This is a genomic window from Lacticaseibacillus baoqingensis (assembly GCF_003946165.1).
In the GTDB taxonomy this organism is placed as follows: domain Bacteria; phylum Bacillota; class Bacilli; order Lactobacillales; family Lactobacillaceae; genus Lacticaseibacillus; species Lacticaseibacillus baoqingensis.
Genome location: NZ_RHOI01000014.1, coordinates 12,237 through 34,662, shown reverse-complemented (window position 1 = coordinate 34,662; position 22,426 = coordinate 12,237). Strand labels below are relative to the sequence as shown.

20 protein-coding genes are annotated in these 22,426 nt (G+C 51.4%); 5 read left to right on the top strand and 15 right to left on the bottom strand.

Annotation, left to right across the window (positions count from 1 at the left end; translation table 11 throughout):
- Positions 1-77 precede the first annotated feature (77 nt).
- The 4 genes from EKM91_RS07390 to EKM91_RS07375 all read right to left on the bottom strand — a co-directional run bounded on the left by EKM91_RS07390 (position 78) and on the right by EKM91_RS07375 (position 5,826).
- Positions 78-2,351, bottom strand: coding sequence for a glycoside hydrolase family 65 protein (locus EKM91_RS07390; protein ID WP_274379978.1), 2,274 nt, complete (start codon positions 2,349-2,351; stop codon positions 78-80).
- A gap of 94 nt (positions 2,352-2,445) precedes the next feature.
- A complete protein-coding gene (locus EKM91_RS07385) occupies positions 2,446-3,270 on the bottom strand; it encodes a carbohydrate ABC transporter permease (protein WP_125752066.1) in 825 nt (274 codons plus the stop codon).
- A complete protein-coding gene (locus EKM91_RS07380; RefSeq protein ID WP_125752063.1) occupies positions 3,270-4,130 on the bottom strand; it encodes a carbohydrate ABC transporter permease in 861 nt (286 codons plus the stop codon). Before EKM91_RS07380 ends, EKM91_RS07385 begins: the two co-directional genes overlap by 1 nt.
- A gap of 385 nt (positions 4,131-4,515) precedes the next feature.
- Entirely contained in the window at positions 4,516-5,826 is a 1,311-nt protein-coding gene (locus tag EKM91_RS07375) for an ABC transporter substrate-binding protein (RefSeq protein ID WP_164508500.1), read from the bottom strand.
- Positions 5,827-6,132: 306 nt separating this feature from the next.
- On the opposite strand from EKM91_RS07375, the gene EKM91_RS07370 reads away from it, so the two are divergent.
- The 3 genes from EKM91_RS07370 to EKM91_RS07360 all read left to right on the top strand — a co-directional run bounded on the left by EKM91_RS07370 (position 6,133) and on the right by EKM91_RS07360 (position 10,136).
- On the top strand, positions 6,133-6,813 hold the full coding sequence (locus tag EKM91_RS07370) for a DUF624 domain-containing protein (RefSeq protein ID WP_125752057.1): 681 nt from the start codon (positions 6,133-6,135) through the stop codon (positions 6,811-6,813).
- Between the two features lie 56 nt (positions 6,814-6,869).
- Positions 6,870-7,793: a LysR family transcriptional regulator gene (locus tag EKM91_RS07365; RefSeq protein WP_125752054.1), complete on the top strand. Its 924-nt coding sequence runs from the start codon at positions 6,870-6,872 to the stop codon at positions 7,791-7,793.
- Between the two features lie 384 nt (positions 7,794-8,177).
- Positions 8,178-10,136, top strand: a complete 1,959-nt coding sequence (locus tag EKM91_RS07360) for a DUF3800 domain-containing protein (protein WP_125752051.1) — start codon at positions 8,178-8,180, stop codon at positions 10,134-10,136.
- A 211-nt stretch (positions 10,137-10,347) separates the two neighbouring features.
- Here EKM91_RS07360 and EKM91_RS07355 read toward each other — a convergent pair whose 3' ends face one another.
- The 5 genes from EKM91_RS07355 to EKM91_RS07335 form a co-directional block, all read right to left on the bottom strand.
- A complete protein-coding gene (locus tag EKM91_RS07355; protein WP_125752048.1) occupies positions 10,348-11,184 on the bottom strand; it encodes a transporter substrate-binding domain-containing protein in 837 nt (278 codons plus the stop codon).
- A gap of 39 nt (positions 11,185-11,223) precedes the next feature.
- Positions 11,224-11,961 (bottom strand): amino acid ABC transporter ATP-binding protein, encoded by a 738-nt coding sequence (locus EKM91_RS07350; RefSeq protein WP_125752045.1) that lies wholly within the window; start codon positions 11,959-11,961, stop codon positions 11,224-11,226.
- A complete protein-coding gene (locus EKM91_RS07345; RefSeq protein ID WP_125752042.1) occupies positions 11,954-12,643 on the bottom strand; it encodes an amino acid ABC transporter permease in 690 nt (229 codons plus the stop codon). Before EKM91_RS07345 ends, EKM91_RS07350 begins: the two co-directional genes overlap by 8 nt.
- Complete coding sequence (locus EKM91_RS07340; RefSeq protein ID WP_125752039.1) at positions 12,624-13,283, bottom strand: amino acid ABC transporter permease; 660 nt, start codon at positions 13,281-13,283, stop codon at positions 12,624-12,626. Before EKM91_RS07340 ends, EKM91_RS07345 begins: the two co-directional genes overlap by 20 nt.
- Positions 13,284-13,538: 255 nt before the next feature.
- A complete protein-coding gene (locus EKM91_RS07335; protein ID WP_125752036.1) occupies positions 13,539-15,170 on the bottom strand; it encodes a glycoside hydrolase family 13 protein in 1,632 nt (543 codons plus the stop codon).
- Positions 15,171-15,405: 235 nt separating this feature from the next.
- On the opposite strand from EKM91_RS07335, the gene EKM91_RS07330 reads away from it, so the two are divergent.
- Both EKM91_RS07330 and EKM91_RS07325 read left to right on the top strand, forming a co-directional pair.
- Positions 15,406-15,876, top strand: coding sequence for a nucleoside 2-deoxyribosyltransferase (locus EKM91_RS07330; protein ID WP_125752033.1), 471 nt, complete (start codon positions 15,406-15,408; stop codon positions 15,874-15,876).
- 239 nt (positions 15,877-16,115) lie between these two features.
- Positions 16,116-16,790 (top strand): EAL domain-containing protein, encoded by a 675-nt coding sequence (locus EKM91_RS07325; protein WP_125752030.1) that lies wholly within the window; start codon positions 16,116-16,118, stop codon positions 16,788-16,790.
- 208 nt (positions 16,791-16,998) lie between these two features.
- Here EKM91_RS07325 and EKM91_RS07320 read toward each other — a convergent pair whose 3' ends face one another.
- From EKM91_RS07320 to EKM91_RS07295, 6 genes are all read right to left on the bottom strand, one after another.
- The gene (locus EKM91_RS07320; protein ID WP_125752027.1) at positions 16,999-17,307 is read right to left on the bottom strand and encodes a metal-sulfur cluster assembly factor; all 309 of its coding nucleotides are present in this window, start codon (positions 17,305-17,307) and stop codon (positions 16,999-17,001) included.
- Positions 17,308-17,392: 85 nt separating this feature from the next.
- The gene (locus tag EKM91_RS07315; RefSeq protein ID WP_164508499.1) at positions 17,393-17,875 is read right to left on the bottom strand and encodes a thioredoxin domain-containing protein; all 483 of its coding nucleotides are present in this window, start codon (positions 17,873-17,875) and stop codon (positions 17,393-17,395) included.
- A 391-nt stretch (positions 17,876-18,266) separates the two neighbouring features.
- On the bottom strand, positions 18,267-19,382 hold the full coding sequence (locus tag EKM91_RS07310) for an AI-2E family transporter (RefSeq protein WP_125752020.1): 1,116 nt from the start codon (positions 19,380-19,382) through the stop codon (positions 18,267-18,269).
- Between the two features lie 35 nt (positions 19,383-19,417).
- Positions 19,418-20,872, bottom strand: a complete 1,455-nt coding sequence (cls, locus tag EKM91_RS07305; protein WP_125752017.1) for a cardiolipin synthase — start codon at positions 20,870-20,872, stop codon at positions 19,418-19,420.
- A gap of 147 nt (positions 20,873-21,019) precedes the next feature.
- Positions 21,020-21,571, bottom strand: a complete 552-nt coding sequence (locus EKM91_RS07300; RefSeq protein ID WP_125752014.1) for an ECF transporter S component — start codon at positions 21,569-21,571, stop codon at positions 21,020-21,022.
- Positions 21,558-22,421 carry a pyridoxamine kinase gene (locus EKM91_RS07295; RefSeq protein WP_125752011.1) on the bottom strand — a complete coding sequence of 288 codons (864 nt, stop codon included), beginning with the start codon at positions 22,419-22,421 and terminating at the stop codon, positions 21,558-21,560. Before EKM91_RS07295 ends, EKM91_RS07300 begins: the two co-directional genes overlap by 14 nt.
- Between the last annotated feature and the right edge of the window lie 5 nt (positions 22,422-22,426).

Sequence of the window (22,426 nt, the reverse complement as noted above, 5' to 3'; positions counted from 1 at the left end):
CTAGTCTACCAAATATTCACCGGCGCGCGGTCAAAAAAAGTGAGCCCGGCAAAATTTGCCGAACTCACTTTGTTCACTTAATTGGCCAAATGCTGGGCCACGCCTGGAGTCAGCGTGATCGGCTGCGAATCGACGAACACGCGCAACGCGTCGCCTTTTTCCACAGTTAAAGTGCACCCGGCATTATCCACTGCCACGACCAACAAACGCCCGCGGAAGTTCAACTTGAATTGATACCCCGTCCAATTATCCGGGCAAAATGGCTTGAAGCGCAACTGGCCATTTTTGTGACGCATCCCGGCAAAGCCTTGCACGATCGCCAGCCAAGATCCCGTCATGGACGTGATGTGCAAGCCATCTTCGGTATCGTTGTTATAGTTATCCAGATCCAACCGCGCCGTGCGCTGATACAACGCCACCGCTTTATCGACTTCACCGATTTCAGCGGCGATGATGCTGTGGATGCAAGCTGACAACGATGACTCATGCACCGTCATGGGCTCGTAGAAATCAAAGTTGCGGCGTTTTTGTGCCAGGGTAAATTCATCATCCAAATAATAGATCCCTTGCAACACATCCGCTTGTTTGATAAACGGCGAACGCAAGATCTTATCCCATGACCAGTGCTGATTCAAAGGCCGCTCTGCCGGATCTAATGCAGACGCCGGGCGCAAGTCTTTATCCAAAAAGCCATCATGCTGTACGAAAATGCCTAACTCTGCGTCTTCAGGCAAATACATGCGGTCGATGATATCTTGCCACTGGGCTTTTTCGGCGCCACTGACTGCCAACGCCTGCGCTTTTTGATCACTGACTTGCGCCAGGATCTGCAGCGTATACCGCAAGCACCACTGCGCCATCTTATTGGTGTACCAGTTGTTATTGACGTTGTTTTCATATTCGTTCGGGCCGGTGACGCCATGGATCATATATTGCCCATTACGCTTGGAAAAATGCACCCGATCTGCCCAAAAGCGCGCAATGGCGACTAACACATCGACGCCTTTGGTCAACACGTAATCCGTGTCACCGGTGTAATCGGTATAGTTATAAATCGCAAAGGCGACACTGGCGTTGCGGTGGATCTCTTCAAACGTGATCTCCCACTCATTGTGACATTCGATCCCATCAAAGGTCACCATCGGATACAAGGCCCCTTTTAGCCCTTGCTGGCGCGCATTGTGAAAAGCACCAGGCAATTGATCATAGCGGTATTCAAGCAAGTGCTCAGTGACTTTAGGCGCCGCAGTGGCCAAGTACATTGGCACGATATATGCTTCCGTATCCCAATAAGTCGCACCGCCATATTTTTCGCCGGTAAACCCTTTAGGCCCAACATTCAGCCGCGCATCTTCACCATAATAGGTCATAAACAACTGCAAAATGTTGAAGCGAATGCCTTGCTGCGCCGCGTCATCGCCATGGATCTGGACATCACTGCGCGCCCAGCGTTTGGCCCAAACCGCCGTGTGCTCTGCCAAATGCGTGGTGACCGGCTTGGCCACTGCCGCATCTAACACCGCTTGGGCCGCAGTTGGCTGCTGGTCTTTGGGCACATCACGGCTGGTGATCACCGCCACATACTTGACTAATGTCGCTTGCTGCCCGGCTTCTAGCTCGGTGGTCAAGATTTCTTGGACGGCTTGAGTGCCTTGGGTCATGTGCCGAGACACGGTACCGTCACCAGAAAACGTGTTGGCCATTTTTTCCGTAACGGTAAAGCGCGGCGTGCCGAAAGGATTCGGCTTGGTCGCCATGGTCAAGCAGTTGGGCGCTACCGCTTTTGGCTGCCAAAAGCTTTCGTCATAGTTGGCATCTTCGTTATGCACATCGCCATCGATGCGCGGGGCAAAAACGATCTGCGCCTTGCCTGCCAACACTTCAGCTTGCACTTGGATCACCGCCAACGATCGCGTTTGGTTGCTCATGAAGCGCATAAATGCAAACCGCACTTGCGCATCCTTGATCGTGACCGTGAATTGACGGCGCAATACGCCGTTATGCATGTCCAAACGCAAGGAAAAATCTTGGTAAGCTACCTTGGCCAGATCCACATCGACCCCATTGACGGTGATCGGAATACTCAAGAAGTCCGGCGAGTTGATCGCCTTGCCAAAATACTTGGGATAGCCGTTTTTCCACCAGCCGACGCGAGTTTTGTCTGGAAACCACACCCCTGCCAGGTAGATCCCGCGATGGGTATCGCCTGAATAGTGTTCTTCAAAATTACCGCGCATCCCCATATAACCGTTGCCGATGGCAGTAATACTTTCTTGCAGCCTTTTATCATCTGTGGCCAATGCCGTCGTTTGGATCACCCACGGATCGATTTCAAACAGTCTTTTCGTCACAATCAATTCCCCCCAAAAGTCGTCTTCGCGCCTATTCAAAGCTGCCAGTATGGTCATTAAGGCGCCACTCAAAATACGCTTGGTCGTATTTTGGTTACTTGACCGCGCCTTCGGAAACGCCGGCAATGATCTGCTTTTGCATCAAGAAATAGAAGACGATCACTGGGATGATCGCGATGGTCAAACCAGCCATAGCCAAATGCCATTGCTTGGTGAATTGACCGAAGAAGTCAAACATTGTCAGCGGAATGGTTTGCGAACCGGGACGGTTGATCACCAAACTTGGCAGCAGGTAGTCGTTCCAGATCCACATCACATTCAGCAAAGCCACGGTGACCGTGGTGGGTTGCAACATTGGAAAGACCACTTTGGAGAAGATCTGCCAGCGACTGGCACCATCAATGATCGCCGCTTCATCCAGCACTTGAGGAATGCCTTTCATCGCGCCGTTATATAAGAACACCGACATGCTGGCGCCAAACCCCAAGTACATGAAGATCAGCCCTGGGCGGTTGAGCATGTTCATTCTGCCAAAAACCGCGATCAACGGGATCATGACCGACTGGAATGGGATCAGCATCGCCGCCACAAAAGTCAGGTAAAAGACCTTGCTCCACTTGCTCTTAGTCCGCTGGATCGCATAACCAGCCAAGCTGGAAAAGACGATGATGATCAACACCGAAATCACCGTGATCATCAACGAATTCAAGAACGTATTGACGATGTTCAAGTCTTTGGCGGAATTGACATAGTTATCAAAATGAAACGTCTTCGGCAACCCCAAGGTATCGTTGAACAATTCTTGTTTGGTCTTAAAGGAGTTGGTCAGCATCAAGTAGAAAGGTGAGATCCACACTAAGCCAAGGAAACAGCCGAGGATGATCATCAAAATCTTTTTAGTCCGCTTCTCTTCTTGCATTAGGCTTCGATCTCCTTTCTAGAGGTGAGATAAACCTGCGTCAATGAAATGATCGCGATGAAGACGAAGAAGATGACCGCCTTGGCCTGCGCGTAACCCATCTTATTCATTGAAAAGGCCGTGTTATAAATGTTCATTGCGACCATTTGCGTCGAGTTGTAAGGGCCGCCGCCAGTTAAGGACAGGTTTTGATCGTACAACTTGAAGCAGTTGGACAAGGTCATAAATAAGGAAACGGTGAATCCTGGCATGATCAACGGGAACTTGATGCGCCAGAACTTTTGCATCGACGTCGCCCCATCAAGGTCTGCAGCTTCCAGCAAAGATTGATCGACCCCTTGCAGATAAGAGATATAAATCACCATGATATAGCCGGAATACTGCCAAACCATCACGATCACCAAAGCCCAAAAGCCGGTATTCGTAGTCGCCAACCAGCTGCCTAACCCAGGAATGCCCGTCACTTTGCCAAAAGCGGAAAAGGCTTCAACAAAAATGAATTGCCAGATAAACCCGAGGATCAAGCCCCCGATCAAATTAGGCATGAAGAAGATCGTCCGTAAGATATTGGCCCCTTTGAACTTGGTGGTCACTAACACCGCCAACCCCAAGCCAATCACATTGATCAACACGATCGAAACCACCGAGAATTTAATGGTGAACCACAAAGCACCAAGATATCCTGGGTCTTTCAACGCACTAATGTAGTTTTGAATCCCGACAAAGGCACTGGTCGATACCCCGTCCCAACTGGTGAATGAATAATAGATCCCATAGATAAATGGCAAGATCACCACAAGGAACAGCGCGATCAAGACAGGTGCCGAGAAAAGATAGAACCAAGTCTTTTTCTGGGACATGTGTGTGAACCCCCTTAATGAGTCAGAGCGTGAACCAGCACGGGCTTTGGTGAGCGACTCAAGCAGCGTGACGGGTTTCGGCGTTAGCCGGAGCACGGCGCGATGTTTGAGGCGCCTCACCGTTGTGCTGGTGAGCGCGTTTAGTCAGAGCGTGACCAATTGCGGGCTTAGGTGAGTGGCTCAAGCAGCGTGTCGGGTTTCGGCGTTAGCCGGAGCACGGCGCGATGTTTGAGGCGCCTCACCGTTACAATTAGACGCGCGTTTAGGTCAAAGCGTGAACCAATTCAGCTCGATATAATAGCAAGCACGGCATCCCGTGCCAATACTGATTTAAAACAAGGGAGGAGAGGATGTCTCCTCTCCTCCCTGCATAACGTTGCGTGGATTATTGTCCCGCGCGAGCAGACTTCCAAGCATTCTCAGAATTCTTGATCGCCGCGTTCCAGCTTTCCTTGCCAGCAACATACTTCTGGAGTTCTGGTGCCATCCCGTTTTGTGCCCAGTCGGTTGCGAAACCACCGAAGACTAAGCCTTGGGTCTTGCCATCATCGATATACTTATAGGTTGCTTTGCCAAGCGGGTCAGCAATCTTAGAAGAATCGAAGCCTTTATAAGCCGGTACGACCTTCAAATCGGTAAGGACGATGTTTTTACCTGCTTTAGAGGTGAACAACCAGTCCATGAAGTCCATCGCAGCCTTTTGGGTCTTCTTGTCAGCTTGCTTGTTGACTGCCCACCATTGGGTCACGCCCACTGGTAACTTGCCGGATGTCTTGTCGTTGACAGGAATTGGAATGATGCCAACATTTTTGGCCAAGTCTTTGTTAACAGATTCGATGGTTGGGTATACCCAAGAACCTTGTTCTGCCATGGCAACTTTGCCAGTACTAAACAGCTTTTCGATTTGCGTGGAATAATCCATGCTTTGGACAGGCTGTGCGCTGTACTTCGTCGTTGCATCGATATATTGTTTGAAGTATTGACTGTTCTTCCAAGAAATGGTCTTAGCGTTATACGCTTTGGTGACCGAACCATTAAACTCGGTTGATAGGAACGGATCAACAGCATGTTGGCCAATGACCCACCATTCCTTCATTGGGAATGCGGTAGGCGCTTCGATGCCTAACTGCGCCTTTTTGTCATTCAAGGTCTTCAATGCGGCTTCATAAGAAGCTTGGTCGGTGATCTTGGCTGGGTCGATGCCAGCCTTAGCAAAGATCGTCTTGTTATAAACGATCCCGATACTTTCTTGCAAGACTGGGTAACCTAACACTTGGCTGCCAGACTTCACGGTGTTTAAGGTGCCAGGCAAAGCCTGCTTGATCGCTTTGCCAGCAGAAACATCGGCCAAGTACTTCTTATAGGTCTGCAACTGTTGTGGGCCTTCCAAGGCAAAAATGTCAGGCGTCTTGCCAGATTGCATTTTCGCTTTCAGGTTGGTTTGGTAGTCTGTCCCCCCACCAACAGTGGTGACTTGCACTTTGACCCCTTTGTGGGTCTTGTTGTAAGTTGCCGCTGCTTGTTCCAGCTGCTTCTTGAATTCAACCTTCATGTTGAAGAAGCTGACGGTAGTCGTTTTGCCGCTGGAACTGCTAGATGAACCACTGCTTGAGCAAGCACTCAAGGCTAAGACGCTGCCTAGAACAGCCATCCCAGCAACAACACTTTTCACAAACTTGTGTTTTGTTCCTATCATCTTTTCCATCCTCCCTACTAAAAACGCTTACACAAGCATCATAACCAGGTCACAACCCCGGTGCAAGCTTTTAGGCCCGTCAAATCAACTGTTACCGGTATCAAGTTTTTTATCCGCTTTTGCGCACAGGGTGATCAGACATCCCCATTCATTAATAGTAGCCTATGCAGTAAATCAGCGTCAAATTATATACAGGGTTAACTTCTTCAAATTCTCACAATTCAATATTATGGGCAAAACCGGTGTGCTATAGTTAAAGCAACCGGTTGCCAAAATTGGTGATCAGCGGTTACAGGAGGGCTGACTATGGCAAAAAAACAACGCGCAACACAAGTCTCGCAAGGGATCGTCAACTTGCTTTATCCTATTACCATCATGGGGTTGTTCACTTTGACCGTGTTGCTGCCTTTGCTGGCGGCATTATACCTATTAAAACTCAATGTGCTGACTTTGCTGGTGATCTGGCTTTGTTTATTACCGATCGGGCCGCTGGTCAGTGCGATCTTTGCGGCGACGCGCGAATATGTCCGCACCAAATCAGCCGGCCTTTACCGGTATGCCTGGCACTTTTGGCGCCGGCATTGGCGAGAAGGGCTGCGTTTGTGGGCGCCGTTTTGGGTGTTCTTGCTGCCATTGATGTTGTATGGTCAGCTATCGCTTGCCCACGCCCCGCGTTTTTTGTTTGTGCTGCTGCCGGCAGTGTTGATCTTAGGGATCTTGGCAGCGGTGATCGCAACGATGGTCTTGTTATTAGCCGCCACGTTTACGTTTCGCTACAGCGACTATTTCCGCTTGGCCTTAGGCAGTTTGGCCCAACACTTGACGCTTTTTTTAGCCGATATCGTGCTAGTGCTCGTCGGCGTTTGCATCGGGTTGTGGGTCAGCCCGCTACTCTTGATCGTTTTGGCCACTTGTTTGTTGGTGCCGTTTTACTATTTGAACCAGCCCTTGCTTGATTGGGTCGAAGCGCGCTTTGTTGCGCGGTGACTTGCAGGGTCACGCCATTAACGGCATACTGAACCTAGATCTTTAAGGAGGCCCTTATGGCATTAGACCGGGAAACGCAACTGATCCAGATCCTTGAAAGCCTCGCCCGCACTGGGAATATTTCCCAAACCGCAAGCGAGCTGGCCCTTTCTCAACCAACTGTCAGCAAGTTATTGCGCACCCAAGAAAAAGCCTATGGCGTTGATTTTGTTGATCGCTCAACGCATCCGCTCAAACTCACTTACGCCGGTGAATATTACCTCAGCAAAATTCGTGGCATCGCCCAAGCCTACCAAACATTGAGCAACAATTTGACCACTTACGCGGCCGATGCGCATGGCCGCATCACTTTGGGGATCAACCCGTCATTGGCGCAGGTGATCTTGCCGCAGATCTTGCCGCAATACCACTTGCGCTATCCGCAAATCGAAGTGCAATTGCGCGAGCGCGACTCACTGAGCTTGCAACAAAGTGTCCAAAACGGTGACTTAGACCTTTATATCGGCGTCACCCCCGCTTACAATGCCGCGTTGGCCTATCAACACCTATATAGCGATACCGGGGCTTTAGTCTTACCTGAGCGCCTAGCACCGCAGACCTTGCCCAGCGGACCAGTAGTGGATATCAGCCCCTTAGTCAATGGTAAAGACTTCATCTCAGAAACCCCGGATTCAGATTTTCAGCGCACGGTAGACGGGTATTTGACCAAGTACAACATCACCCCGAATGTTGTTTTGCAAACTGCCAATTTGACGACGGCTTGTGTGTTGGCGACGGCCGGTTTAGGCGCGACGATCATTCCGCTGTCGATGCCGACGCATTATCTGCAAGACACCGCAGTCACCACTTTGCCGCTGGCAGCGAGTGTTTTTCAAACTGAAGTGGAAATCGCCTATCATCAAGAGCGTCAGTTAAACACCCATGTGCAGGCGTTTATCGACATGGCCATTGCGACTTTTGAAGACAATGCGACCACTTAAATCACAGTTGGTGACGACTGGATCAGGCCAATTCGCTTAAGGGATCGGCCTAATAAATCGGCCCCAACTGATTTTTTTCTGCAAAATCGGCTGGTTTGTTGTACGCTTATTGAGAGTTGTTCACGTGATCGCAGTTGAGTGCATGCGTGCCGATCTGGTCACCCCGCATTCACTGTCGTCTGATTCACACCGCTTTTTGCGTTGATCTTAAGGTATTTTCACACCAGTCGAGAGCCCGTTTGCATCTGTGTATGCGCCGCCTCCCACTGCAGCTGTGCCTAACGTCAGCTAAGATGTGCGGTCAGCCTTCGCTGAGCATCTCCACGAAAAACCATACGTCGATACCCGCCAGCGCGGCGGGGTCATTTTAGGAGGAACAAATATATGAATGGTAGCACTGCCTTCCATTTGAAACAGATCATGAGTGCTGAGCACTTAAGCTTAACGCAAGCCGCTAAGCAAATTGGGATTTCCCCATCGAGCATGCGCAAGGTGCTCAAAGATGCCAAGATGAGCCAACCGTTGATGTTTAAAGTCAACCGCTTCATCGATGCGCACAACGCCATCGTGCACACGAAGCCTGGCGAATTGCCGACTGCCCAAGCAAAACCTGCTTCAAAAAACACCACCGCTGACCAGCCAGCCAAAGCTGACCAAAAACCGGCCAAAAAGCCGGCAGCCCAAAAAGCCAGCGCCAAAGCATCCGCACAAAAGCCGGCTAAAAAGCAGTCCGCACAACAAAAGCCAACCCGCCAAAAAACGACGCAACAGCGTGCGCCAAAAGCCGCTGAAGCCGCTAAGCCAAATCACCAGCCAGCTGCTAAAAAAACGACGGCTAAGCGGCCAGCTAAACCGGCACGCTTCACGATCCATCAAATCGATGGCGCCCCGATCGTGCCGGAAGCCAAGCTTGCCCAAGCGCAAACGAACGCAACCTTGTTTACGCCTCAAACCGCTGAGCAGCCAAAGACGCAAGCAGACCAGCCGGCTAATGTGCAAAAGAGCCAGTCCAATCCGCAACAACGGCGCCGCCGCGTGCAAAAGCGCGCAGAAGAGCTGTCATTGGCCGGCGTGGGCAGCTTAGAACCAAAGCAGCCGCAAAAAGCCGCTCAACCTGCATCAGATACTGCCACACCAGCGCCAAAAGCCAAGCCGACCCCGCAACCGGCCCCGGCCAAACAGCCGCAAAAGCCGGCGGCTGCCACACCCGCACCTGAAACCGCGGTCCAACCAGCTGTCCCTGACAAAGCGGCACCAGCTGCAGTCAAGCCGGTGCCTGCTGAGGCCAAACCAGCCGCCACGCCAGCACCACAGGCGCCGGTGGCAACCACAGCCAAAGCCTTGCAGCTGTTTGTTGACGAATCGTTCGTCCACGGCAATGACTATCAACGGAATATGTATATTGGCGTCACCGTTGTCGATGAAGACGATGACGATGCCTTAAAGCAATTCGCCGATACCCTTTATCCGTTCGGTTGGCAGCCGGGAGATGAAGTCAAAGCGCGCGGCAAAAACCACGATCAAATCGCGGCGATGCTGACTAAAGCGCATGGCGATCATGCCGATAACTTCGTCGCCTTTTCGCCGCAAAGCGATACCGGGAATTTCGCCATGGGCTTTGGCGTGTTATACCCTTACTTGGCCACGATCTTGCGCATTCTCAGCTTACGCAAGACCTTACCCGCCAAGATCCGCATCGTCTTAGACCGGCGCAACGAGATCCAAGATGAACAACTAGGCGTCGCCGCGCGCATGCTCAACAGCTACGTCAAAGCCCAAACCGGCCAAGATGTGATGTTCATGTTGCGCACCAGCGATTCGAAATCAACGATTGGGATTCAATACAGCGACTTTTCCGCGCATGCGGCACTGACCTTCACGACGGAACAACTCGCCGCTTGCGGCATCACCCGCTTGCCAGACCTTGGGAGCCAAGTTGGCGACCAGATCACCTTATTCTCCATGATCGGCTTGCAAAAATACCTGCTGGATGATCATACTGCCGTCGCCAAGCCGTCGCAGTTTGAAAATCCCGTTTTGATCGCCGCGGAACGCTTGTTTAACTTAGCCAATAAGGCCACGACTTTAACGCAAGTGCCAGATGAGACTTTAACGCAAGCCAAGCTGGTGATCAATCAGCTCTTGCAGATCACGCCTGCTTCTGTCAACGGTGCGATCAACAAGATGCCTTTCCAAAACTGGTATGACATGTGTGCCCGCGCCAGTGCGTTATTGCACTACACGGATGCGTCTTTGCCAGCATTCGAGATCGACCCTGACGCGATGCAAATCGCCCAAGATGCCTTGAATAACATGTATAACCTCTTAGCCGCCGCTAAGTAACCCCAAACAGGCGCGTGAATCGAAATTCGATTCACGCGCCTGTTTTGCGCCTTGAGCAAACCAAGTGACCAAGACATCTGCGTTTAGTCGCACTTTGCTACGCAGCCCAGCGACAAAAAAGCGCCTTGAAACCGCGATTCCAATCACGAATCGTGGCTTCAAGGCGCTTTTGTCATGGGCTCGTTTTGCCGCTCAGCTGGTTTGCAGCGGTTTACTTGGTGATGATGATATCACTGGCTTTAATGTCGCTGCCGAAGTATGGCGCCAGTTCTTGTTGATAGTCCTTTTCAAAGAAGCCGTTTTTGTTCAACTTCTTGATTTCTTTGTTGGTCCAAGTCAGCAAGGACTTGTTGCCTTTTTTAACCGCTGGGGAAATATAAGAGCTGGGGCCGAGGGTCTTGATGCCGACGGTATACGTCGGGTTGTTTTTGACCCAAGCGTATAAGTAGGAGTTATCATCGGCTAAAGCGGCCGCCCGATCATTTTTCAACGCATTGAATTGTTGCGTCTTGGAATCATACTTCTGCAAGGTCACGGACTTTTGCGATTGGGTGAAGTATTGTTCTGCAGTAGTGCCTTTGGTAACGATCACGCTTTTGTCTTTGAGTTGGCTGACCTTAGTGATCGGGCTGGTTTTCTTGGAAACCACGCCGACAGAAACCTTCATGTAAGGATCGGCGAAATCGACCACTTGCTTGCGATCATCGGTGACGGTGAAGTTCGCCAACACCATGTCGACCTTGCCGGCTTTTAAGGCATCCACACGCCCATTAGCGTTCACTTGGACAAACTTGGCTTTGACGCCGAGGTCCTTGGCGATCTGCCGGGCTAATTCCAAGTCATAGCCGACGCGCTTGCCGGATTTGTTGATCCAGCCATAAGGTTGCAAGTCGCCGAAAACAGCGATCTTGATTACGCCGGCTTTTTTGATCTTTGCCACGGCGTCATTGCTGCTGGAAGAGCTGGAGGAACTTGATTTGCCGCACGCACTGGCAAAAACCAAGATCGCTGCCAATGCGGTAATAATGCCTAAGATTCGTTTCTTCATAAAATGCTACCCCTTTTTTTCGACTGCCAAGAGCCGTTATTAAAAATTCATGCTGGCTAAGAATTCCTTTGCCGATGCTGTCGGTGGTGCGGTGAAAAAAGCTTCTGCGGTGGTGTCTGCGGTGATCAGCCCATCATCCAAAAATAAGATGCGATCGGCGACTTGGCGGGCAAAATTCATTTCATGGGTGACCACGATCATGGTCATGTCTTGTTTGGCCAAATCAACCATCATGTCCAAGACCCCGCGCACCATTTCCGGATCCAAGCTGGCGGTCACTTCATCAAACAACATCATTTCCGGATGCATCGCCAATGCCCTGACTATCGCCACACGCTGTTTTTGACCGCCGGACAGCTGGCGCGGATAACGCTGAGCGAATTCGGCTAACCCGACGCTGGCAAGCAATTCTTTGGCTTCTGGTGCCACTTGTGCCCGCGGGCGTTTGGCCACTTTAGTCGGCGCTAAACAGATGTTATCCAACACTGTTAAATTTGGGAATAAGTCATAGCTTTGAAACACCATCCCGATTTTTTGCCGTAATTGCAGCCAAGTCGCGGCATTGGGGACGATCGTTTGCCCGGCAAACGTCAATTCCCCTTTTTGAAAAGGTTCCAGCCCATTGAGCGTGCGGATCAAGGTACTTTTCCCAGAGCCGCTGCGACCAAGCAACGCGACGACTTCGCCTTTATGAACGTCAAAACTGATGTCTTTTAAGATCACATTTTTTTGGTACGCTTTTTCCAAGTGGCGTACACTCAATAACGCTTCAGCCATTGCTTCGCTCCAATCTTTGCTTCTCGATGCGCTTGGCCCACCACGATAGCGGTGCACACAAGATGTAATACATGATAAACATGATGCCATAGACCCAAAAGGCAAAGGCCGGATGCTTGTGGCCGTTGGCTTCGACTAACGTCTGACCGACATTGACAATATCCATCACGCTGATCATCAACAACAAACTAGTGGTCTTGATGATCCGCGTGGCCAAATTGATCGTCCCTGGCAAAGCCACTGGCAAGGCTTGCGGCAATAAGACGTACCGGAATTGCTGCAAGCGATTCAACCCCAGCGCTTGAGCAGACTCGACTTGATGCTTCGGCACGGCGATCAAAGCGCCGCGGACAATGTCTGACATTTCTGCCCCGGTCCATAAGGCGAAGGTCACGATCGCGACCATTTCGCCACTCATTTCCAAGTGAAAAACTTGCGGCACGATGTAATACACCACGAATAGCAACACCACAGTCGGCACGATCCGGAAGATCTCCAGATATAATCGCAAGATCACTTGCAATGGCCGGTTGTTCAGGGTGCGCAAGGCCCCTAACACGACCCCTAAGACGCCGCCGATCACCAAGGTGATCACGGCGACGCGCAATGTCACCCCAAAGCCTTGCAAGAAGCGGGCGAAGTTTTGGCCTTGGAACAAAAGATCAATTCCCGAATGTGCCATACCGTACCCGCCTTTCCAGCCATGTCAATCCCACTGACAATGGGATCAAGATAATGGCATACGCCACAACAAGTACGAACAGGTACTCGTTACTGCGATAATATAACCCAATCAGATCAAGCGCCGTGTTCGTGAGCTCTGGGATCGCGATCACGGTGAAGATCGAAGTCTCTTTGATCAAAAAAATCACGTTTGCCGCCAACGCCGGCACTGAAGCCGCCAAGCCTTGCGGAACCACCACATACCGTGCTAATTGCACATTGGTGAGTCCCAATGCCCGGCCAGATTCCAGTTGACCTTTGCTGATCGCATTGTATCCGCTGGTAAATGCTTCTGCCATATAACTGCCACCGAGAAACATCAAACCAAAAACCCCGCTGACGGTCGCGCTCAACTTCACACCCAGGCCTGGTAAGCCATAGTAAATGAAGAAGAGTTGCACAAGCAGCGGGGTATTACGTGAGATCTCGATGTAGACCGTCGCAAGCTGCCGTAACCCTGGCAGTTTGAAATACTGCGCTAAACTAACGAGCGCACCGACGATTAGCGAACCGAGAATTCCGATCGCGGAGAGTTTCAGTGTCAGCCAAAAACCCGCCGTAAATTGCGGCAAGCTTCGAGCGATCACGGTCCAGTCCATTCCGTTGCCTCCTATTCGTTTGCTGATGCATCACACACATGCACGGACACATGAAACCATCTCCTTTGTTACCGTTAGTAAGCGGTTGATATGTACGATACTAAACATTACAAAACGATGTGTCAATACTTCTTTAAATTTAATAAACAGTCTGACGCCTTGTCATGCCGGCATTTTCATCCGGTGCAATCCAGTCTAGGCCTTTAGCAAAGCGCACTCCATGCAAAAAGCGGCTCATTCAAGAGCCGCTTTGCTTTACGCGTTAAATAACACACGGACTTCATATGGCCGCATGGTTTGCGCCGCTGTCGGCGGGTAATTTCCCAGCAATTGCCGATAATTGGTCTGGGCCGCTTTGGGTACCGGCTGCGGGCTGGCGGTGAAGTTAGCCGCCACGACCAGCCGCTGTGCATCCAAGGTCCGCTGATAACACCAAGTCGTCTTCGCGTCTGGATCCAATAAATGGTAATGTCCATAAGTGATCACTGGATATTGCCGCCGCAAGGCATTCATTTGTTGGTAAAAATGCCAAACCGAGTCAGGATCTGCTTGCGCCATTGCCGCATTGATCGTGGGGTAATTTGGGTTGACCGCCAGCCAAGGCGTGCCGGTAGTAAAGCCAGCATTGGCGCTGTCATCCCATTGCATCGGGGTGCGGGCATTATCCCGAGAACTATGATGGATCGCCGCCATCATCTCAGCTGGTGCCACTTGTCCGCTATCAACAAGCGCGTGATAGGCATTCAAGGTCTCAATGTCGCGGTACTGATCCAAAGACGCAAAAGCGACGTTGGTCATCCCCAGCTCTTCACCTTGGTAGATATACGGCGTGCCTTGCAAAAAGTGTAACACCGCGCCGAGCATTTTCGCCGACAAGACGCGATATTGGGGCCGATCATCGCCAAAGCGCGACACCACCCGCGGCTGATCATGGTTATTCCAGTACAACGAATTCCACGCCTGACCGTCTAAGGCGACTTGCCACTTGGACATGATCGCTTTGAGGGTCGGCAACGACCACTGATGCGGCCGCCACTTGCCTAATTCTGGATCACAATCGATTTGCATATGCTCAAATTGAAAGAGCATGTTCAGTTCATGGGTCTCAAAACCCGCATATTGCAGCGCCATGGCCGGCGTCGTGCCATCCATTTCGCCGACAGTCATGAGGTCATAATTAGACAAGACCTCCCGATTCATCTCTTGCAGATACTCATGCACATGTTCACCATTGCGCGGCAAGGCCGTCGCGGCTTCGATGTTTGCCGGTTTGGCGATCATATTGATGACATCCATGCGAAACCCATCGATGCCCTTATCCAACCACCCGCGCATCATCTGGTAGATCGCTTGGCGGACCGCCTGATTCGCCCAGTTCAAATCAGGTTGTTTTTTGGAAAACAGGTGTAAATAATACTGCGCGGTTTGCGCATCATACGTCCACGCCGGACCGGAGAAAAACGACTGCCAGCCATTAGGCGCTTGGCCGTTTTGACCATCGCGCCAAATGTAGTAATCCCGGTAAGGATTGTCCTTGCTTTGCCGGCTTTCGATGAACCAAGGGTGCTCATCAGAAGTATGGTTGACCACCAGATCCATCACCAGCTTCAAACCGTGGGCATGCGCAGCTTGCAACAACGCCTCAAAATCTGCCATCGTGCCAAAATCGGTCATGATCTTGGTGTAATCACTAATATCATACCCATTATCATCATTTGGCGACTGATAGATCGGATTCAGCCAAAGCACCGTCACCCCCAGTGCTTTGAGATAATCCAAGCGCTGAATGATCCCTTGCAGATCCCCGATCCCATCGCCGTTACTATCTTGAAAAGACCGTGGATAGATCTGATAGACGACCGCTTCTTGCCACCAGTGTTTCAACATATAACTGCCTCCATTTCTTTGGCCCTAGCGTATCACGATAGCGTTTGCAAAAGCAGGCGCGGCCGCGATCTTGTTACCGGTATCAATAGGTTTGCCTCAAATTGCGGCCAAGCGTGACAAAATAGTTCGCCATCACCGGCATTTTCCTCTAAACTATAAGCAACCGCTGAAATTCAGCCATGAAAAAGAAGGGAGCACGGCGCAACGCTTTTGCTCAAAGCTGCGCCTCATCGCCATGAAAACTGCTTACATCGCCTCCAGCTGGTTCAACCCAGCGCAAGTTGCCATGCTCGATACCGCTTGTACCAAGCTGCAAGCCAACCCCACGCTCGATTGGGACAATAGCTTCATGCCTAAAAACCACACCTACAAAGATTGGACCTTAAGTACCCATCCGGAGATGTTAGCCGATCCAGAATGGCAGCTGGCCACGTTTAACGCCGATGTCGCCGGGATCAATGCCAGTGACTTAGTCGTGGCGATCTATGACCCCGCCTTGGCAAACTCTGATCCTGGCGTCTTATGGGAGCTAGGGTATGCGTATGGCTGCCACAAGCCCGTCGTGTTAGTGCTGCCTGACACCTTGACGCGGGATTTGAACCTCATGCCGGCAATGGGCGCCACAGTGGTCTTGCCCCTTGCAAAACTAGCGGATTTCAACTTTGCGCGCTTGTACTATCAACCGTTTTCCGGCAAGGTGTATTAAGGGCTTGCAACCGCTTAAAAATATCGGCCATCGTCGGAAAAACACACTCATTTGGGCGTATAATGTTGGACGAAGCGCTCATTGACAGCAGTACCCGCCGCCAAGGCGCTGGTGTGCCAATCAGACCCGCCTATTTCCCGATTGACCAGCGAGTCACTCCGGGTTAAGATTGACATTATAATTTTTGATTAGGATCAGCATGTGCGGTACAAGCGGCCGTACTATGGGGGAAACCAAGCATGATTACGTTTTACGGACAGCCAAAGTTTGCTGCCGAAACGCTAGATAAGGCGCCTGTCGGCTATGAATTATTGATTCGCCAGCATGTGGCTGGCCAATGGCTATTGCCAGAAGACTTTACCAAATTACCGCCGGCTGAGTTTGAGGATCATCTGCGCGATGCCTTAAGCGCCATTCCTGATTCAGCGGTACAGATCTCGTTTAATCTGGAACGCATGCACTTTGTCGACCCCGCTTTTTTTAATGCGATCATCAAAGTGCAAGCGACCACAGCGGTCACCTTGACCGTTGAACTTACTGAACGCCATGATCCGGCCATCGACAATACTGCGATCGTCACCGCAGCCAAGCGCTATTATGACGCTGGGATCGCGGTGTGTATCGATGATGTGGGGTCAGGCAACAACTTACCTGGCCTAGTTGAAGCCTTGACGCCTTATGTGACGACTTACAAGTTTGGCCTCCAGAATCTGCGGACCTTCAACAGTGCCACCGATCTTAAAGACCGCTTCGATTTTTGGGCTGAACGCGCCTTGCATAATCACAAATACTTTGATATTGCCGGCATCGAATCGCTCACCGACATCGAGCAGCTCGTCAGCGCCCATCCGAGCCACCTCGTCCAAGGCTTTTACTTAGGCGAACCCGTCCCCTTAAGCACCACCCCATTTTAACCGCCTCAAAATACCCATGGCCGGTGATTCGCAGTTTGGATCACCGGCCATGGGTATTTTTGCCTGCTTCACGCTTTTGCCGCAAGCAGCTGCTTGCTGCCAACACCTGGGCCCAAGACAAAAACGCCTTGGCACCGCGATCCTAAACCGGATCGGGTCCCAAGGCGTCTATATGGCTAGTCGTTGATTGCGTTTAGCCGTGAAGCGATCAGTGGATCCCTAACATGATCTTTGCTTGTCGAGACAGATTATCGACAGACCAAGCGGGTTCCCACACGAGGTTGATCTTGACTTCTTTGACCTCTGGCAAGGCGCTTAAGGTGTTGTCGATATCTTCGCTCAACATATCTGATAATGGGCAGCCCATGATCGTCAATGTCATCGTGACGACGCAAACTCCTGCATCATCTAACGCCACGTCATAGATTAAGCCGAGATCAACGATATCGACACCCAGCTCCGGATCGATCACCTGTTCTAATTGTACCAGCGCCTTTTCTTTGAATGTTTCATCCATAATCTCCGCCTCCTCATCATGCCCATTATACCCTCTATCGCGAAAATGGCCTAGTCAATAAATCCCGCGTGTCATTGCGCCGCGATCAAAATTCCGGCAGCTTTGCCAGTGTCTCATCAAAGTATAATTGGCCATCATAAACAATCGTCGGCACACTGGTGATGCCGGCTGCAGCGATCGCCTCGGCGACTTGCGCATCGACTAATTCAGCTTGCGGATTGCGCGTTACCCCATAAGTCTGTTCCAGATACGCCCGCACATCAGGCGCTGCTTTCAGCGCGTCTTGATCGGCAAAAACCGCCTTAGTGTATGCCAAAGCCGCTTGAGGATCATGATAATCAATATACGCATTAGCAACGTTGCCGCTGACTAACGGCACCTTTTGCTTGCTCCAAAATTGGATGTGCAATTGTACTCGGCCTGCCGCAACGGCTTTTTCCAAAGCGTCAAAATGCGCATTGAACCAGTCGCGGGTATCAGAACAGCCTAAGTTTAACACTGCCCAAACTTGATGTGGGGCATTGGCATTGCCAAATGTTAACGTATTACTTGCTTGAAATTGACTCATAGCGTAACTTCCTTTTCTGCTGACTAAGTGACGATCAATGACCAAAAGCCGCGGGACGAAAAAAACCGCCCCTCGCGTCGCTTGACGCAAGGGACGATTTTCACCGTGGTACCACCCAGATTCGCCGCAGTTGGCGGCCTTATTCGGCACATTCATGCCTAAGGGGGTTATCGCGCCCACGCGCGCTTGCAGCTTGCACTACTGGCGAGACTCCGGATTCATCTTCAACGCCATGCAGTTGCTGCCCTTCCACTATCGGCAGTCGCTGGACCCCGCAAAAACGTCTACTCTTTCCATCATCGTCTGATCTTCGGTTACGGTTAATATAGCCAGCCACTGACAAAAAGTCAATGCCAAATTCAACGCTCCGCCGGCGTCAATGCCAGCGGTACTACAGGCGGCCTTCTTTTTTCCAAGTCGCATTGCGGATCAAGCGATAAGCCGTGGCAGCGATCGGCACTCCCAGCAGCATGCCAATGATCCCGCCTAAACCAGAGCCGATGGTGATCGCAGCCAAGACGATGATCCCTGGCAAGCCGATCGAGCCGCCGACCACGCGCGGATAGATCAAATTGCCTTCGAGCTGTTGCAAACAGATCAGAAAAACCACAAACAACACTGCCTGCATCGGGCTGGAAACGGCGATCAAGACAAACCCGACCGTGCCGCCAATAAAGGCGCCGACCATCGGGATCAAAGCCGCCATCCCCACTAATGCGCCGATCGATACGGCATTAGGAAAGCGGAACAACAGCATCCCCAACGCACATAACGTGCCTAAAATGAACGCTTCAGTGACTTGGCCCACAATGAAGCTCGAAAACATTTCATTGGCCACTTGCAGGACATAGCGGATCTTAGTCATCGCCTGCCGCGGTAAAAAAGCGTCGCAAACGCGGTTGAGGCGGCTGCGGATGCGTTCTTTGCCACTGACCAGATAAATCGCAAACGTAAAGGCCAAAATAAAGTTGAAGACACCAGAAGCCAAGTTGCCAAACAACGAGATCGAACTCGAAAACAAACCGGAGATCCCAGATGAAACATATTTCATCACCTTGGCTTGAATGCTGGCCCAGTCGATCTTGGCACTAGCCAGCTGTTTGGTCAAGGCATTGGCCTGATCAGATTTAGTCAGCCAATGATTCAACTGATTCAACGTCTTAGGCACGCTGCTGAAAAACCCGTCGATGGCGGTAATAAATTGCGGCAACACCAGCCGCAACACCAAGGCAATGATCGCCACGATCAACACCAATGCCATCAAGATCGCCGCCGGGCGCCTGAGCCGCTGAGGCCACTTGGCTTGGGCATGCGGCCAAAACCATTTTTCCAGCCGCACGCACAACAAGTTGATACAAAACGCCAATGCCGCACCAAGCACTAATGGCAGTACCACTTGATATAACGCTTGAAAGCCAGCAAATAACTGAGCAGGATACACCAAACAAATCAAAAACAAAGCCCCGATCACGGCGTACCGGATCGCTTGAGAACGCGTGATTTTCACGAGCAGCACTCCTTCTTATGCTTAATAGTGTACCCCTACAAGATCGGTGATAACAAGCGCGAAAAGGCTTGCTTGAAGCGCAGCCATAACGACATCGCCTGAAAATCAGCGGCGGTGACCAAGGTACTTTTGGCGATATCTGCCAAGAAGATCTCCCGCAATTGCCGCGCCACCGGGCGGTCATAAACGAACGCATTGGCTTCAAAGTTCAACTTGAAGCTGCGAAAATCCATATTCGCCGAACCCACCGAGCTGATCGTATCATCGATGGTGATCACTTTGGCATGGATGAATCCATTTTGATAAAAATAGATCTTCGCGCCATCTTCGGCCAGCAAACGCGCATAATATTGCGTTGCGCGATACACGAACGCATGGTCTGGCATATGCGGCACCATGATGCGCACATCGACGCCAGAGTGGATCGCACTGCGCAGGGCATTCATCACCGAATCATCCGGGATCAAATATGGACTTTGAATATACAAATGCTCCCGGGCGGAATTGATCATGCGCAAATACCCTAACTTGATTTGCTCTAAGTCGCTGGTCGGGCCGCTGGTCACGATTTGGACCATGGTTTGGCCTAACCCGTGATTATGTTTGGGAAAATGGGTCTGGTTAACATCCAAGCGATGCGCATCGACAGTTGCATCCCAATCTTGGATGAAGTGCTGCTGCAGCGCCAAGACCCCATCGCCTTCAAGTTTCAAGTGGGTATCGCGCCAATAGCCAAACTTCTGATCCCGCCCAACATATTGATCGCCAACATTGAACCCGCCAATATAGCCGGTCCACCCATCGATCACCACGATCTTGCGGTGATTGCGGAAGTTCAAGCGAAAGTCCAAAAGATTCGAATGGATCCCTAAAAACGGTTCGGCAAACCCGCCGGCATCACGCAACGGCTGGAAAAACGCCGCCCGCGCACCCATGGACCCCCATGAATCATACAAGATCCGGACATCGACCCCTTCTCGGGCTTTTTCAATCAGCGTGGCCAACAATTCTGTTCCGAGCTGATCGGCATAAAACGTATAAAACTCGATGTAGACATGATGTTGCGCTTGGCGGATCTCCGCTTGCATATCCGCAAACAATTGCGGCCCATCGGTAAAGATGGCGCTTTGGTTGTTGGTCGTCACAAAGGCGTTATCGATGTTTTGAAACAATTCGATCATATTTTTCACCGATGCGTCTGTATGCGAATCTGCTGGCGAATAAGGCGGGATCGACGCGCGCTGCTGTTGCAAGGCTTCAGTCAATTCCGCATTCGGTTGGGCCCTGATCTTATCCAGCTGCCGGTGGCTCAGCTTGCGGCCAAAAAACGCATACAGCAAAAACCCGACCAGCGGCAAGAAGTTCAACACCAATAACCATGCCCAAGTCGCGGCGATATCACGGCGTTCGCGAAATACCGTAAAAATCGACGCAATGACATTCAACGCGATGACGATCGAAACGATCGCCTTGATCACCGTCCAATTCATGCCATCTCCTCCTCAATACTGCTTGCTTTTAACCTACCGCATTGACCCCTAAAAGCAAGCCATAATTGCGATTTGTCACGGCGGCGCGGTGAAAACTGGGTCAAAAAAAACAGCGGCATTCGCCGTTGCTTGATTGGTCCATGGTGATCACACGCGATTTTTGAATGCCCCGCGCAGCGCCAGATACAAGATCGGCACGACGATCGCTGTGGAAACGGCGTTGATCGCCGCACTGGTCAAGCTCAAAAAGCTGGCCACGATCGCCACTTTAAAACTCGTGCCCACCATCAGCGCTTCCACGATCGATACCAAATATGACGTGATCACCTTCGTGACCCCGGCGGTGACACTGATGGTAATGATCTGGCCGACGCTCAAAGGCCGCTTAGCGCCTTTGAACGCTTTGAACAAGCTGGAAACGACGATCGCCATCACTGCACATTCCAACACCGTCAACCAGCTGGTGGCGGCGTAGCCATTGAGCAGATCAAACCCGCCTAAGCCGATCGCACTGGCGACAAACCCATAACCGCCGCCTAGAAATAAAATCGCCAAAACCATCAAGGTGTTGCCAAAATGAATAAATGGTTTCCCGACTAATGCCGGCAATGGGATCCGCAACATCGAGATCCCGATAAAAATGATAGCAGCAAACAAGCCGGTGAAGACGAGTTTGCGTAAATTACTAGTCCGTTGCATTTTTTCTCCCCCTTTGTGGTAATTGTGCTAACAGCCACGGCAACCCGGCCGCATAATCGACGCCTAAGCGCCCATCGCTTCCGCTTGCCAGTGTCGTGGTGATCGCTTTAGAAACAAACGTCATCGCCAAGCGGCTAGCTGCTGGCAACGCCATACCGCGCAGCATGGCGCCGCACAAGACACTGGCAAAAATATCCCCAGTGCCAAAATAATGCCCGGCCAGCTTCGCCGTGGTCAAACACCACGGCGGCGCCTGCGGCTGGGCGCCAACGACCCCTAATTCGCCAGTCGTTAACGCCACCCCGGTCAACACCACCGCCACGGCAAAGCGCTTGGCAACGCGACTGGCTAAGCCTTGCGCAGCAGCGGCTGTCAACGGCTTGCGCGGCGCGGTTTCGCCTAGCAATAAGGCCGCTTCGGTGGGATTAGGCGTGATCACGGTCGCGTGTTGGACCAAGGTGCGCATCGCCGCCACATACTGCTCATCAAACCCTTGGTACAACCGGCCATGGTCGGCCATGACCGGATCGATCACCCGCACTAAGACGGTTTGATACTGCGGCAGCCACGTTTGCCAAACTGCCAACGCCTTTTGCCCCAAATACCCCAGCAATAAGCCCGCCGGCTGCAGCGCGAGGCTTTGCCAATGCGTCAAGATCGCCGGCATTTGCGCAGATAAGTCTAAATAGGTATTGTCTCCCAACCCGCCGGTATGCGTTGACAACAACGCTGTAGGCAGCGTGAACGGGTTAAAATCCATTGCCGCGATCAATGGCAGCGCCACGCCTAAAGAGACTTGCCCGATGCCGGAGAGATCTTGGCTAATGATCACACTAGGTTGTGCAGCCATAATGG